The following is a 14,256-nucleotide window of genomic DNA, read 5'->3' as shown; positions in this document are numbered from 1 at the left end:
CGAAATTGCAAAGTATATTTTATTAGATGTTACAAGAAGCACGAAAAGCTTAATACAAAACCACAAAAGCTCATGATTTAGCTCAATATCAAGTCCCATTTCAATTAATTTATATCGAATTATTTCTGTGATAATAACGCCAATAGAAGAATCTTCAAAAAAGATAAAACTATCTGTTGAAAAACTTAATCCAAATAAAAAAGAAAATAATAGTAATGGGGCTAAGATAATTCCTACAAATATAGTGACAAGAACTCTCATAAATATCGCCTAAAGCCATCAAAGAAAAAATTATCACAATTAGTCCGAGTATTGCGAATAACATATTTATGATAAATCTATTGAACTTTATCGCCACTGTTGTATCACCTGATCCATTTAATTTATTTACCAATGGGGTTAACCATAATATTATGATAATAGATAAAAAAATGGGGAATTGATTAACCACCGTATATAAAAATGATAAATACATTACAAAAAATTCATCCATAAAAGAATTTCTATTGTACATTACAGTCGCAATTTGGCTTAATGTTGTAAAATTGGTGTTATATTTAGCTAAAAGAGCGTTTTCTGTCTGCTCCTTACGATCTTGCAGTATATTATTATAACTTAGAACCGGACTAGACATGAATTGTTTTTGCTTGGTTTCTGCTGAAAATTGAGAACTCCGTGCGATATCATAAATTGGAAATTTCATATAATCCGCTATCCAAAAAATATCTTTTTTATTCTTAGGAGCATGAAACAAGCTAGCATTGTTAGATCGAAACAATGTCTTTGCCAACAATTTCTGGTCTTTGGAAGCAGAAATTTTCCATTCATTTTTGAGTTGATCTAATGTTTCTTGAGTGATATTAGGTGTTAATTCTTCCTCTAGTACTTGTTTTATTTCATGATTTAATTTTAAAGCTAATGCAAATGTTTCTTTTTTATGCTTTTTTTGTGCGGCTCTCATAATCTCAAGCTTGAGTAGCGACACATAAATTTCTATAGCTGATGGACCATTTTTTTTTAATTCTTTCAACGTAACATATTGGCTGTCTTTTGAAAAATTAAAGATTGAACCAAATGATATTGAGGTGCACAGGCATAAACATAACAAAAATTTAAAAATATTCATTGATACACCTGTGGTACCTTATATTTTTTGAAAAACATCATAGGATAAAGCCTTTTTATATGGAATTGTGATGATTCATACAATCTTTTAAGGAATTTCTAATAGATAGAAATTCATTTAAATGGTTAAAAAAGATCTCTATTAGCTTTGGGTCAAAATGCTTACCGCTTTCTTCTTTTAATAGGGCAAATATGCTTTCATCACCCCATGCTTGTTTATAAATTCTATCACTTCCTAGTGCATCAAAGACATCTGCAACAGCAGTAATTCTTCCGTAAATATGAATATTATCACCGCTTAAACCATTTGGGTATCCACTCCCATTCCATTTTTCATGATGCTGTGCTGCCACAATAGCTGCTGTTTTTAAAATAGGTCTATTTGAGTTTTTTAGGATTTCATAACCAATTTGTGCGTGAGTTTGCATTACTTTGAACTCGTCACTGGTATGTTTTCCTGGTTTATTTAGAATATGATCGGGGATAGCTATTTTCCCAATATCATGCATAGGACTTGCCAGTTTGAGTAATTCAGCTTCTTCTTCACTAAGTCCATAAAATAAGGCTAAGAGTTTACTATATAATGCAACTCGCTTAACATGATTGCCGGTTTCTTTACTACGTGTTTCGGCAATTTCACCCATAGTATAGACAATTTCTTTTTGTGTAGTAACAATTTCTTTATTTAAAGTATTGACCTTCCCAATGCCTTGGTCTATTTCGGCTCCCATTGCTTGGATGGCTGAGGAAATTTCACCTAATTCATCTGCTCTATGAACCTCAATATCTACAATGTATGTGCCTTTTTGAATTTTTTGAATTGATTGTAAAATAGTATGAGTATCTTTTTTAAGCATATCACCAAAAATTTTAGCGCACACCAGAGCAACGGAGACAAAAAGGGCTATTAGATAAGTAAGCTCTTGTATCATATGTTCACTTGAAGTATTTTCTCCCTGATAACGTGTTAATACTAGCAATAATGTCAATGCTGGAGCAATCGTTAAGATGAAAAAACTCTCGATAACTCGGTATGAAATTTTTTCATTAAATACATAGTAATGAGCATCCGTAGCAATTGTTTTATATGTTTTTTCAAAAATAGAATATTCTAACTGAGCCAAAACGCCAGCCCCTAAAATCCAATAACCACTTAATAATTTAGCATGACTGATCCATGGAAAATCTGGATACTTAAATTGATGAAAGAAAAAAGCAGTTATCCCTACTACAACCCATGAAATAATAGATAAATAGTACATATGTCTGGGAAGTGTTAATGATCCAAATGGTTTTTTAAAATAGCTATACAAAAATTTGCGTATAACAATATGGATACAAAAAAGTATAAATAAATTTAATAAAAGTTCTTCTCTTGGGAGATTATCTAACAAAGGGCAAACATTAATAAAATAGTTTTGAAAAAAAAACAGTGGAGATAGTGATATGAGATAAATAAGAATTCTTATTTTTATAGATAATATAGCATTTGGTGTTACAAAACTTTTTTCCAAAGTATATCTTTCAATTGCAAATTATTATAATATAAATATTATCAGAAGTATTATACATAAAACTACAAGAGTTAGCAATCATCAACAATTGATATTGCACTTTATTCATTGCAACTTTGCGTAATCCATTATGCCTACCACAATATGTTCGCATTTAACAGGAATGAAAGAAGTAGTATAATTTATTATTTTTTGCATATGCCTGATAATTTTCAAATTTTTATCGACAAAAATGAACTTTTCTATGATTTTATATAATATGTAAAATATTCAAGAGCCGCACTAGGATCAACCAAATAGGGAGTAATGGTTATATCTCCAATTTGAAAGGATTTCCACGCTTCAAAATGATGAAATTTATTTGCAAGCAGTCCTTGTCCTGTAAAAAGCTTTGTTGCGTTCATAAGCTCTTTTGAAAGCTTCCCACAGTAAATAGGAATAGTAGGTTTCAACCATTGTAATTTCACCAAAATGATCTTGATGTGGATGAGAAATAACAATGGCATCAATCTTCTTATTTTTAAAATCAAGTTTTGTTGATTCTAAATTAAGTGGTGTACCATAATCGAATAAAATAGTAGTGCTTTGAGTTGAAAGCTCTATACAACTTCCACCTATTTCATTTGTCCCTTTGTGAATGGTAAGTGTCATTAATGACCTTTTGAGCAAAGTAGATTTTTGATAAAAAAGAATCCCTATATATATATTTCTTTTTGGAGCCAGAGAAATTTACACTTTGAGCTATTTTTGGATAAATTTATTACGTAGAGTTCCAAAGAGTAACATTTTTTGATTATTTTTAAGATTATATATAGAGATATTGACTTATCACTACAAGAGGACTTTTGGCTCTATTTACTATAGGGTTACTGCATCATTTTTTTATCTGAGGGATTAAATCTATCACTTCCAAACCAAATTCAGAAGCAATTTTATAAAGGTGTTCAAGGTTATAACTGACATCATGCTTACGTGTTTCTATTTTAGCTACATAATTGGGTGATTTATGACCAAGGATTTGTGCTAATACTAATTGGCTGATACCTCTTTTAGTTCTTTCAGCTTTCACATTTTCAACAATTTGATCCATAAAACGCTCAATCATTTTTTCCACAATACATTACCTTTAATAAACACCTATAAGTTGATGAAATAGTAGTGATTAACGGGATTTACAACAAACACTTATAAGTGTTTAATAAGCTCTTTTACGGTATCCTTTATCCATAAATTAGTCATAAGGAACATCGATGAAAAAGGTTCTTTTAGCGTTGATTATGGTCGTTGGTTGTCTCTTTGCAAGCGAAGGGCAAAAATCAGTCACAACCTGTCGTTTTGAGGCAAGACAGATAGGTGCATTTGCAGATAGTCCAATGACCTGTTCGGGTGATTTTAAAAAATCATCAACCACACAAGAGCTTTACGGGGATGGATGGCGATTGATAAACTCCTATACCCAGAATAATAATGTGTACCTTGTGTTTGAAAAAAACAAAAATCTGTAAAGGAGAATAAAGATGCTTTCCATGATTCGTGATTACCTCATTATGGTCTTGTCTAAAATCATTGTTGGGGCTTTCTTTGGTGGTTTAGTTTTGTTTGGATTTTTCATACTCTATTGGATCTTTCGTGATTATGCAATAGCCGTTATTACCATGAAAGCTACATTGACATGTGATGCTGCAAAGTTTTTTTCATTATTGCTTCTTGTTGGATGCTTCTTTCATACAGCAGAGTATAAAAGCACTCCTAAAAAGTCAGAATTTAATACGTGTAAATACCTTGATAAAGTCTTTTTTGAGCACGATACCGGTATAAGGCAGTGGTAATGAAACGAACACATATTCTTTTATCAAGCATCATGACGGTAGTTTTCCTTTCTGGTTGTGCCACAACACCCTCACAACCTAATCCTTCCTCTTTGCAGCAAGCAACTTCTTTAAAAGAATACATTGCCCTCAAACGAGGTGGTGAGACAATAAACTACAATGTGATTGCCGAAAGAGAGCATCAATCAATTATTGAGTATCGAACCTACGATGAAGCAATGAATGTGGCAGATGCTCGTGACATCATGGAAGTCCTTGATGATGCTAAAGGCTATTGTGAAAGCATCAAAGGAAAAAGTGTTTATGGTGATAAAGCAATTCAAGCTTTAAATGCACGTCCAACCCTGCTCAGTCTTGATTATGTGAGTTATAAAAGCGCTATACGAGAACAAGGATTAGGAAAATACGAAGGATTTTACCAATGCCTCTCACCCAATGATGGTTTTTCCATCGTTTCCATGAAAGATAACGTTGAGTTACAACAACGTGCTATTCTTGGCAATAAACGAGATCTAAAAGAGACCTATTCACGCTTTTATCTGATTCAACACGATAAAGCGCAAAGCCTTGGCTTAAAAACATGGCTAAAAGGCTCAAAATACGCTCAAATTTCAACGAAGTATGCTTCGTTCGAGGATTTACTCGACTTGGAGAAAAATAGCTCTGTTTTTCCTTGGAAATATGAACGTATTACTGGAGCTCACAAGTATTGCACCTATCATGGCGGTGAACTCTTTGTTTCGAATGCCTTAACACAATTTAAACCTATTACGATGGATGAATATCTGTTTATGCGTTTAGAGACTATGAATCTAACAACGATCAATGTTTTTATGAATCAAGAGACCTTTACATGTAAAAACAGTGCTAACCCAGCACAGAGCTTTACATTGATTCATACCGATAGACAACTAGAATATAAAAAAGGGGAATAAGACATTTCTCTTTGGTGATTTAGAACAATTTGTTCTATAATTTCTAAAGCATAAAATAAAAACATGGAAGGATTAACGATGACATGGTTTAATATCATATTTGGCACATTATCTTTCATTGTAGCTGCTCTAGCGATTGCCAAGCTTCGTTATGAGTCTGGCTATTCCAAATATAGTCCATATTATAAAGGCAATCAACACACTACGAAATAACTCAAAAGAAGAAGTATGGTAAATCTCTTCTAAAGCTTCTTTTGAAAAAATTCCTCCTAAAATAAAAATATTTTAACGATTTGCTAGCCATCTTTAGTTTGTACCTTTGTTATCACTCCAAAGTATTTGGTACATCACTATTCACTATCGTTCATATATATGCCCTTTTGGAAACAGAAAAAAAGAATTTTTGACAATTTTTATACACCTCTTTAGAGGTATATGCCCTTTTGGAAACATTTTATTTTATATGGAAACAGAGTAATATATATAACCTTTTGGAAACAAAATATAGATAGAAGATTTTAAGTAGCATTGTGGTTAGTTTTTAAAGGTTATTTTTGACATAAAAAGAGAAGCCTCCGTACATCACTATTCACTATCGTTCATATATAAGCTATTTTTGTAACAAAAAATAGAATTTTGCAGATTATTTTTTCTACCTCTATAAGAGGTATAGGCTATTTTCGTAACAAAACTTTTTTATCGTAACAGACTATATATATGCCATTTTTGTAACAAAATATTCATAGAAGATTTCAAGCATTGCAGTTAATTTTTTCAGAGAGGATTTTGAAGCCTTTATACAGCACTATTCACTGTCGTTCATAATATAGGGGTTTTATTCCCAAAAATGATTTTAGATGCTACCTCTTTAGAGGATATGTGCATTTTATTCCCAAATAGTAAAACATCCCTACGTAACTATATATAATATAGGCATTTTATTCCCAAAAATAAAATTCTTTAACAAATAAAATATTTTACACCTATAATCATTTACTCAATACTTAAAATTTTTACTATATATTATTCATTTATTTAGTCTATATATTTACGTTAAATAGTATATATAAAAAGTAAATATTTAAGATATTTTTTAGTATAATTATAAAAAGAGGTAAAAGGTTGAAAAATGGCTCAAACGATAGGGTATATTCGTGTTAGTACCAACAATCAAGACTTCCAAAATCAACACCATGCTATTCTTTCCTATGTAAATCAAAAGGGTTTAGGAAAAGTTTCGTTTGTGGAAGTTAAAATCAGCAGCAAAAAGAGTGAAGAAGATCGAAAGATCGATGAGCTTTTAATAACCCTTCAACCCCATGATCATTTGATCGTCTCAGAATTAAGCCGTATCGGACGAAGCGTGGTGAATGTAGTCACTATTGTGAATCAACTTATTTCCAAGAAAGTCAATATTCATATCCTAATGTCAAGCGAAGCGCAGAACTGGTCAGTTTATAGTGTAAAAAAGTTGCGAATTGAAACTTAAACCACCTCTTGATTTTGACCTTCTATGTTTGAAGATTTAGCTTCAAACTTATAGATTTCTGAGTGTAAAACTCCTGTTTGTTTCTTCTCTTTAAGTCGGTAGCTATCTCCTTGAATATTGATGATATGTGAGTGATGTAACACTCGATCTAATATAGCGGTTGTAACGATTTTATCTCCTGCAAAGACTTGAACCCATTTACTAAATACAAGATTTGAAGTAAAAATGGTAGAGCTTTTTTCATAGCGTTTAGAAATAATTTGAAAAAAGTGATTGGCTTCTTCTTTGCTCATATTGAAATATCCAATCTCATCAATGACAAGTACCGATGGAGAGGCGATAGATTTCAAGAAGCTATCATATTTTTTCTCTTTTTTGGCTCTATTTGCATTACTTAAAAGCTCACTTATGGTGGTAAATCTTACTTTATAGCGATGTTGCACCGCTTTGAGTGCTAGCGCAATAGCAAGATGTGTTTTACCCACACCACTTTCACCTAAGAGGATGATGTTCTCATACTTTTTAACAAATATTAGGCTTGAGAGTTCTTCAATCTGTTTACGGTTCACGCCAACGGAGAAAGTGTAATCAAACTGCTCTAATGTCTTAATAACTGGGAATCCTGCGAGTTTGGTCAACATATTTTTAGACCTTCCTAGTCTATTATCTACTTCCACTCGTAATACCTCCTCCAAGAACTGTGTATATTGCCAATTCTCTTTAGCTGCCATACTGGCAATATCATGATATTTTTCGCCTATGATAGAGAGCTTGAGTTCTTTACATAACTCATCGATAGAGGTATCTAACTCCATAATGCACCACCATAAAATCCAACAGGAAGGATGATGTTTGCAACCATGGGTATAAACTCATCGTAACATTGAATGTCTCTATTGGGGATATATAATTTTTCCAAGTCTTTGTGAGAATTGATTGGGGAATATTTTTTAGCTACACTTTCAATCAAAGCTTTAGGGTGGATTCCTTGATAGGCTTTAGGCACAGGAAGTAGCTGTAACTGCTCCTGTGCTAACAACTCAAATGGCATCTGTAATGTCGTTTGGTGGATGCGTTTATTGGCGGTATTGTCCAACCATTTTAGAACTTCCGCATTTGCATTATCAAGCGTTAATGTGTAATGTTTCATAGAGAGTCTCACTCGTAATCCATTATGAAAGTTATACCGCAGATAATGGTTAAATCTCTCAACTTTTCCTTTGGTTTTAGCGCGATAGGGTTTGCATACTTTGATACTAAATCCACAGTGTTTGGCAAAGTCAGCAAACAAGGGATTGAATCTATGATCACCTTTACCATAGTCATTTCGTGACAATATGACAGTTTTCATATTGTCATATAAACACTCTTTTGGAACACCACCAAAGTAGGCAAAAGCGTTCATATGGCACCCTATCAAGGTCTCAATCTTCTCATTATTAACGTATTCCACATAAGATGCTCTAGAGTAACCCATCGTCGCTACAAAGGCGGATAAATTATCCTTGGGAAACTCTACCCAGTCAACTTGCATCTGCTGGGGGTTTGGTTTCAAAGCGTATAATAGGCTCATCTAATTTGGCTCGAGCTCTAAGCTCATATCTTAGTATGACTTGTTGAAGCCACCTTAGACTTCCATCATATCCAAGCTTCTTAATCTCTTCATAAATGACGGTTAAGGGTATTTCACTTTTCTGCTGCTCTGCCGTCTCTAACATCTTGGCGATATGTGGCAAATAAGGATCAACACTGTTAATCACAGGAGGTCTATTGATATGGGGAATATAATCATCTGGAAGATTGGCATAGCGCCTTACAGTTTCTCTTGAAATACCTAACTTTCTAGCAATGGCACTTTTACTAAACCCTTCAGCTAAAAACTTCTTTATCATTTTAATTTCACCTTTTTTTAACATTCAACTCCTTTCCAAAAAATTGAAAATGGAGTTTAACCAATTTAACTTGGTTCTTTAAGGTTTTAAATCAAAATGCAACTCTCAAATTACATTTTCTACTGACCAGTTTAGCAGTTCGTTTGACACTTTTGGAGGAACAGAAGAGACAGGCATAGAAAATAACTTCCCAGCAACATTTCGTACAAGAGAAACGGCGGATCTGTTTTTACTGCTGTTTATACAAATGCTAAAACCAAGAGGAAGAGCGGGGATAGTACTACCTGATGGCACACTTTTTGGTGATGGCGTAACGGCTAGAATAAAAGAAAAGCTTCTTGAAGAGTGTAATTTACACACCATAGTACGGCTACCAAACGGCATATTTGCTCCATATACTGATATAAACACAAATCTGCTTTTCTTTACGAAAGGTGAACCTACAAAAGAGATATGGTACTACGAACAACCACTTCCACAAGGGTATAAAAAATACACCAAAACAAAGCCAGTAAAATTACAAGATTTTGATGAACTGCAAAGCTGGTGGACTGAGAGGGTTGAAAATGAACAAGCTTACAAAGTGGATATAGACACTATCAAAGCAAATAATTTTAATCTTGATGTAAAAAATCCTCATAAAAGTGAAATAGAAGAAGAGCTTACAACAAGTGAAATCATAAGTAAGATTGAAGCTTCGATGAGTAAGAGTGTAGAGCTACTTGAAGAGATAAGAGGTTTGGCGAATGCGTAAGCTTCAAGTCAAAGATGTTCTTACAAGGATAAAAGAACCTATAGAACTTGAAGATGATGTCCTTTATAAACGAGTTACAATTAAAACAAAACATCAAGGTGTTTTTTTAAGAGATTCTCAACATGGTAAAGATATTGGAACAAAAAAACAATTCTTTATAAAGAAAGGGCAGTTTTTACTTTCAAAAATTGATGCTAGAAATGGTGCTTTTGGGATAGTTCTAGATGAAGTTGATGGAGCTATAATAACGGGTAATTTTTGGACTTACGAAGTTAATGAAGAAGAATTAAATATAGAACTTTTTTATATCATGACATCGTTGCCATTTTTTGATGAACTCTGTAAAAATTCAAGTTCAGGCTCTACAAATAGACAATACCTTGATGAAAAAAAGTTTTTAAATCAAAAAATTACTTTGCCACCAATAGAAGAACAAAACAGCTTTATAAAACACTTTAAAAAGCTTCAAGAAAAACATTCTCAAACTTTAGAAGAACTCCAAACACAATCAGAGCTTATAAGCAAACTTAGAAGCTCAATACTCAGCAGTGCCGTAAGAGGTAAGCTAGTCCCACAAAATCGAAATGATGAAAGTACTAAAGTTTTACTTGATAAGATAAAAGCTGAAAAAGAGAAGCTCATAAAAGAAGGAAAAACAAAAACAAAAAAACCTTTACCACCAATCAGTGAAGATGAAATACCTTATGAACTTCCAGATGGCTGGATTTGGTGTAGATTAAATGAACTTGCTGATGTTGGAACTGGCGCAACACCTTTAAAATCTCAAGTTAACTATTATAAAAATGGCACTATACCTTGGGTTACAAGTTCATTAACTGGAAATTCCATAATAAGTCAAGCAGAAATATTCATAACAGAAAAAGCATTGTTAGAAACAAATTGCAAAATTTATCCCAAAGAAACATTAATTTTAGCAATGTATGGACAAGGAAAGACTAGAGGACAAATAAGTGAGTTGGCCATAGATGCAACGATTAATCAAGCTTGTGCAGCCATTGTAATATATGGATTTGAAAAATATTTGAAACAATATTTGAAACTATTTTTTCAGAAATATTATTTGGAAATAAGAGAGTTAGCAGCAGGAGGAGCTCAGCCTAACTTAAATCTCCAAAAAGTAAAATCTACAGCTATTCCACTTCCTCCACTAGAAGAACAACAACGTATAGTTGAAAAAGTAGAAAAACTTATGACTGTATGCAATGCACTGGAATTTAAAGTACAAAATAGCAAAGTAGAAACAAAAAAACTAATGCAAAGCGTACTTAAAGAAGTGTTTTCAGCTCTAGATATTCCAAACAATCAGCCAAAAGCTTCGAAAGCTTTTCAAAGAAGTGTTTTAGCAGCGTACATTGTAGATAATAGTCTTGAAGACAAATATTTCGGTCATGTGAAACTGCAAAAAATGCTTTTTATGTGTGAAGTTGCAAATAATTTAGACTTTGACTCACATTATAAACGACATGCTATGGGGCCATACGATCCAAAACTTTTGAGATCTGTTGATCTTCAACTCAAAAGAAACAAATGGTTTAAGTGTGAAAAAAAATGGATGGTGATAAGGGACGGTATATTTATTCACCTTTGGAAAAAAGTGATGAGTATAAAAAATATTTGAACAGATACCTTAAGTTTGAAAATATCGAGAAAATGTTTTCTCTTATGAAACCGATGACAACGCTTCAAGCAGAAATAGTTGCTACTCTTTATAGTGTGTATAAAGATTTAAAATCTATGCAACAAAAAATTTCAAGCCAAATCTTAATAAATGAAGCTAGAAATAATTGGCATGATAGAAAAAAGACTATTGAAATAGAAAAGTGGGAAAGAGCTATTGAATGGATGAAAGAGAAACAATTGATATCTTATGAGTAGCAAGTTCTCAAAAGTATTTATTTTATAAGAACTTGCGTTAATTATTTTTCAAACAGTAGCCTAAATTTATTAAATACATTAATATCCTTTTTAAGTTCCTCAATTATCTCTGGAATATTGAGAAGTAAAATGTAGCAATCTAAGTCATTCAGTTCTTTAGAGACCCATTCTACAAGATTACTTTTGTCTTTTTCTGAAATAGCAAACATTGAAAATTCAAATTCTTTGAGTTTTTGAATAAAATAGATTTTTGCATTATCTTTTGCGCATGATAGGTTGATTGGCTCTAAAAATCGTAAAAATTTTATCAGTATAATATCCATTCTCTCACCTTTCCCACACCAAGATTCCACAGCAATGGAAAATACACCTTGACCCTTGATACTTTTTATTTTTGGAAGTACAAGATGCAATGCATTTTGATTTTCTGAAAAAGAGGTGAGCATTAGAATTAATTCATCGATTTTCTCATTTTTTTTTGCTGTTTCTGCTGCGTAAAGATAGGCAGTATACAAGCTATTGTCAAAGGAAATTTTTTCAATAGGCATTCCCATATCATAAAAAAACCATTGTGGATTAATATGAAATTCACTGATTAATCTATATACAAAATTTACATCTGCTGATCGGCTACCTTTTTCATAATTTGATATAGCAACCTGAGATACACCTAATTTTTCAGCGAAGTCTGATTGTTTCAAACCAGATTGCTTTCTAATTTCTAAAATTTTTTCAGGAAAATCAAATTTTTTCATGAACTCTCCTTGACAACAAATAACAAACGTTATAAAATATAACAAATGATATATAAATTTATTTATTATAACATTTATTGTTTTATATTTCAATATATGATTAATATGGAGCATGGTATGAGCAAGGAAAATATATCTTTCATCCCCTTTGGTACTGAATTACTTTCATGGGCGGTTGAAAAAGACCGTCGATATCACAATGGCGATAAGCTCAATAAAGGTATCGTTTCGTACGTTGCTGCACTTCATGACCTTGGCTTTTTCTTTAAAAAGGTACGTATGGGCGAATTGCGTGCCAACTCACAAACTGTATCTGCATGGGCACGAATGTGGGGATGGGATTATCGTAAAGCGCTTCGTTTTATCACGATTGTCCTTCGAGATTTATTTGACTTAAATACTGCCCTTAAAAAAGCAAAAGTATTGCGTGAACGACTTGAAGCGGCACTAGCCAAACAGCAAGCAAAAATGCGTTCGTATATGCGTAAGCTAAGAGGTTCTACATCACAAGATACACAAAGTTATGCTCAAGATGATGAGAGTGAAGATGAGCGTCTTTTTTTAGATGCGATGTCTGCGCTTGCAAAAACAAGTCCAGTTTTTTATCGAGCAAAAATCAAAAAACAACTACGTACCAAAGATATAGCAACGTGGAATAATTTTCAAAAATGGCTAGAAAAACATAAGAAGCCACTAATGGAGTTCTTACCAAAATCTACCATACCTAATGCTGATATTTTTGAAATTTTACGAACAAAACGTATCACTGGTTATCGCGTTATCAATTATTCTAAAAAAGATGTAAATATTTATCATGTAGTCTTTGACAACTACTTTGAGACAGATATGACGGCTGAACAAATCATCGAGAATGCAAAATGATTTCTGAAAAATTACTATCTGCTCAACTAGGGATAGATTTAAAAAGAGAGCGGTTAAAAGGTGTCTTTAAAATAGGTGAACATTATTTTAAGTATTCAGAACGTAAAATGATCTACGATGAAGATGCTATTTATCGCTATATAAGGGAGCGAAATGGCAAGTATTTATGTGAAGAACAACGTGATTTGGGTGAGTTTATATCAAAATGGGCAGAGGGTGCGAAAGTCCACAAAACTTTCAGACACACGAGAAAACAGAAAGCGAGTTGAGCGAGATCTAATTCCAAAGCTTGAGGAAAATGATTTTACTCCTAAGAAGACAGTATCATATTACTATGAACTGATGATGAGGCAAAAAGATCTCAAAGGTAGTTCTATTCGTCGATATGCTAGCATATTTGAAAATCACATTCAGCAATTCGGGGATCGAGAGATTAATAGTTTCAAAGTATCCGAACTTAAAGAGTGGATGAGTAAATCATTGAGCCCTAAAAGCTTACGATTAAATGCCACAGTCTTTAGGCAGATATTCGATGAAGCATTGTATGATGAGGCGATAGACAAAAATCCTTTTGAGCACATCAAGCCACCTAAACTAAACAAGTTTGAGCCACAACCTTTTAATAGTGAAGAGGTTGAGTTGTTGATAAATAATGCAACAGGATGGTTTAAAAATTTACTTGCGGTACTTTTTATGACTGGCATGAGAATAGGTGAGGCGATAGCATTAGAGTGGAAAGATATAGATGATTGCTTTATTAAAGTGTCTAAGACTCTAGCACAAGGTGAGGTGAGCAGTACAAAAACAGACAATATTAGGGATATCCCAATATTTGATGATTTACGCTCATATTTATATGCTCAACAACTAGAAACAGGGCTTAAAAGTAGGGTATTTGTTGGGTTAAATGATCCTGCAAACTTGCAAAAACGTTGGCATGCCTTATTAAAGAAATGCGAAATGTCTCATAGGATTTTATATCAAGCAAGGCATACATTTGCTATAAATGCGTTGGACAGTGGTTTATTTAAAACAACACAGATTGCCAAGATTTTAGGGCATAACTCAGTGCAAATGCTTTTTACAAAGTATGCTAAGTTTATCAAGTCTGAGATTGATATAATTCCAAGGGATTTTTCGGTTTTAGGCACTAAAAAAGACACCAAAGTGGTTAAAACGTTGTAG

Annotated in this window: 16 protein-coding genes and 2 pseudogenes; 9 read left to right on the top strand and 9 right to left on the bottom strand. The window is 32.9% G+C overall.

Annotated features, from left to right (window positions below; all coding sequences use genetic code 11):
* Positions 1–169 precede the first annotated feature (169 nt).
* The 5 genes and pseudogenes from FA584_RS13115 to FA584_RS13100 all read right to left on the bottom strand — a co-directional run bounded on the left by FA584_RS13115 (position 170) and on the right by FA584_RS13100 (position 3,744).
* Positions 170–1,126: a hypothetical protein gene (locus FA584_RS13115; RefSeq protein WP_167749754.1), complete on the bottom strand. Its 957-nt coding sequence runs from the start codon at positions 1,124–1,126 to the stop codon at positions 170–172.
* 55 nt (positions 1,127–1,181) lie between these two features.
* Positions 1,182–1,832: pseudogene (locus FA584_RS14565) on the bottom strand (HD-GYP domain-containing protein); the annotation flags it as partial.
* A gap of 315 nt (positions 1,833–2,147) precedes the next feature.
* Positions 2,148–2,519, bottom strand: a pseudogene (locus tag FA584_RS14940) (hypothetical protein); the annotation flags it as partial.
* A gap of 477 nt (positions 2,520–2,996) precedes the next feature.
* Complete coding sequence (locus FA584_RS13105) at positions 2,997–3,290, bottom strand: MBL fold metallo-hydrolase (RefSeq protein WP_167749753.1); 294 nt, start codon at positions 3,288–3,290, stop codon at positions 2,997–2,999.
* 223 nt (positions 3,291–3,513) lie between these two features.
* Positions 3,514–3,744, bottom strand: a complete 231-nt coding sequence (locus FA584_RS13100) for a helix-turn-helix domain-containing protein (protein ID WP_369805717.1) — start codon at positions 3,742–3,744, stop codon at positions 3,514–3,516.
* Positions 3,745–3,889: 145 nt separating this feature from the next.
* Here FA584_RS13100 and FA584_RS13095 point away from each other — a divergent pair, with 145 nt between their 5' ends.
* From FA584_RS13095 to FA584_RS13080, 4 genes are all read left to right on the top strand, one after another.
* Positions 3,890–4,144, top strand: coding sequence for a hypothetical protein (locus FA584_RS13095; RefSeq protein WP_167749336.1), 255 nt, complete (start codon positions 3,890–3,892; stop codon positions 4,142–4,144).
* 12 nt (positions 4,145–4,156) lie between these two features.
* Entirely contained in the window at positions 4,157–4,468 is a 312-nt protein-coding gene (locus FA584_RS13090) for a hypothetical protein (protein ID WP_167749752.1), read from the top strand.
* Entirely contained in the window at positions 4,468–5,403 is a 936-nt protein-coding gene (locus FA584_RS13085; RefSeq protein ID WP_167749751.1) for a YajG family lipoprotein, read from the top strand. The genes FA584_RS13090 and FA584_RS13085 overlap by 1 nt, the downstream gene beginning before the upstream one ends.
* 1,129 nt (positions 5,404–6,532) lie before the next feature.
* Positions 6,533–6,892 carry a recombinase family protein gene (locus FA584_RS13080; protein ID WP_167749750.1) on the top strand — a complete coding sequence of 120 codons (360 nt, stop codon included), beginning with the start codon at positions 6,533–6,535 and terminating at the stop codon, positions 6,890–6,892.
* Here the strand turns inward: FA584_RS13080 and istB are convergent.
* The 3 genes from istB to FA584_RS13065 are packed head-to-tail and all read right to left on the bottom strand — an operon-like array spanning position 6,889 to position 8,808.
* The gene (gene istB / locus FA584_RS13075) at positions 6,889–7,707 is read right to left on the bottom strand and encodes an IS21-like element helper ATPase IstB (protein WP_025344704.1); all 819 of its coding nucleotides are present in this window, start codon (positions 7,705–7,707) and stop codon (positions 6,889–6,891) included. The two genes, FA584_RS13080 and istB, sit on opposite strands and share 4 nt — an antisense overlap.
* Positions 7,698–8,465 (bottom strand): IS21 family transposase, encoded by a 768-nt coding sequence (gene istA / locus FA584_RS13070; protein WP_191342058.1) that lies wholly within the window; start codon positions 8,463–8,465, stop codon positions 7,698–7,700. The genes istB and istA overlap by 10 nt, the downstream gene beginning before the upstream one ends.
* Entirely contained in the window at positions 8,416–8,808 is a 393-nt protein-coding gene (locus FA584_RS13065) for a helix-turn-helix domain-containing protein (protein WP_167749748.1), read from the bottom strand. Before FA584_RS13065 ends, istA begins: the two co-directional genes overlap by 50 nt.
* Positions 8,809–8,893: 85 nt before the next feature.
* Here FA584_RS13065 and FA584_RS13060 point away from each other — a divergent pair, with 85 nt between their 5' ends.
* The 3 genes from FA584_RS13060 to FA584_RS13050 are packed head-to-tail and all read left to right on the top strand — an operon-like array spanning position 8,894 to position 11,434.
* Entirely contained in the window at positions 8,894–9,538 is a 645-nt protein-coding gene (locus FA584_RS13060) for an N-6 DNA methylase (protein ID WP_167750651.1), read from the top strand.
* Complete coding sequence (locus FA584_RS13055; RefSeq protein ID WP_167749747.1) at positions 9,531–11,177, top strand: restriction endonuclease subunit S; 1,647 nt, start codon at positions 9,531–9,533, stop codon at positions 11,175–11,177. Before FA584_RS13060 ends, FA584_RS13055 begins: the two co-directional genes overlap by 8 nt.
* A gap of 53 nt (positions 11,178–11,230) precedes the next feature.
* Positions 11,231–11,434 carry a hypothetical protein gene (locus FA584_RS13050; RefSeq protein WP_191342057.1) on the top strand — a complete coding sequence of 68 codons (204 nt, stop codon included), beginning with the start codon at positions 11,231–11,233 and terminating at the stop codon, positions 11,432–11,434.
* Between the two features lie 41 nt (positions 11,435–11,475).
* Here the strand turns inward: FA584_RS13050 and FA584_RS13045 are convergent, their stop codons facing one another.
* On the bottom strand, positions 11,476–12,189 hold the full coding sequence (locus tag FA584_RS13045) for a helix-turn-helix domain-containing protein (RefSeq protein ID WP_167749745.1): 714 nt from the start codon (positions 12,187–12,189) through the stop codon (positions 11,476–11,478).
* A gap of 117 nt (positions 12,190–12,306) precedes the next feature.
* Between FA584_RS13045 and FA584_RS13040 the strand changes: the two genes are divergently transcribed.
* Both FA584_RS13040 and FA584_RS13035 read left to right on the top strand, forming a co-directional pair.
* Entirely contained in the window at positions 12,307–13,071 is a 765-nt protein-coding gene (locus FA584_RS13040; RefSeq protein ID WP_167749744.1) for a hypothetical protein, read from the top strand.
* A 153-nt stretch (positions 13,072–13,224) separates the two neighbouring features.
* Complete coding sequence (locus tag FA584_RS13035; protein ID WP_167750650.1) at positions 13,225–14,256, top strand: tyrosine-type recombinase/integrase; 1,032 nt, start codon at positions 13,225–13,227, stop codon at positions 14,254–14,256.

This window comes from Sulfurospirillum diekertiae, assembly GCF_011769985.2.
GTDB classification, from domain to species: domain Bacteria; phylum Campylobacterota; class Campylobacteria; order Campylobacterales; family Sulfurospirillaceae; genus Sulfurospirillum; species Sulfurospirillum diekertiae.
The sequence above is the reverse complement of the archived record's forward strand: the minus strand, read 5'-3'. Positions and strand labels throughout refer to the sequence as shown.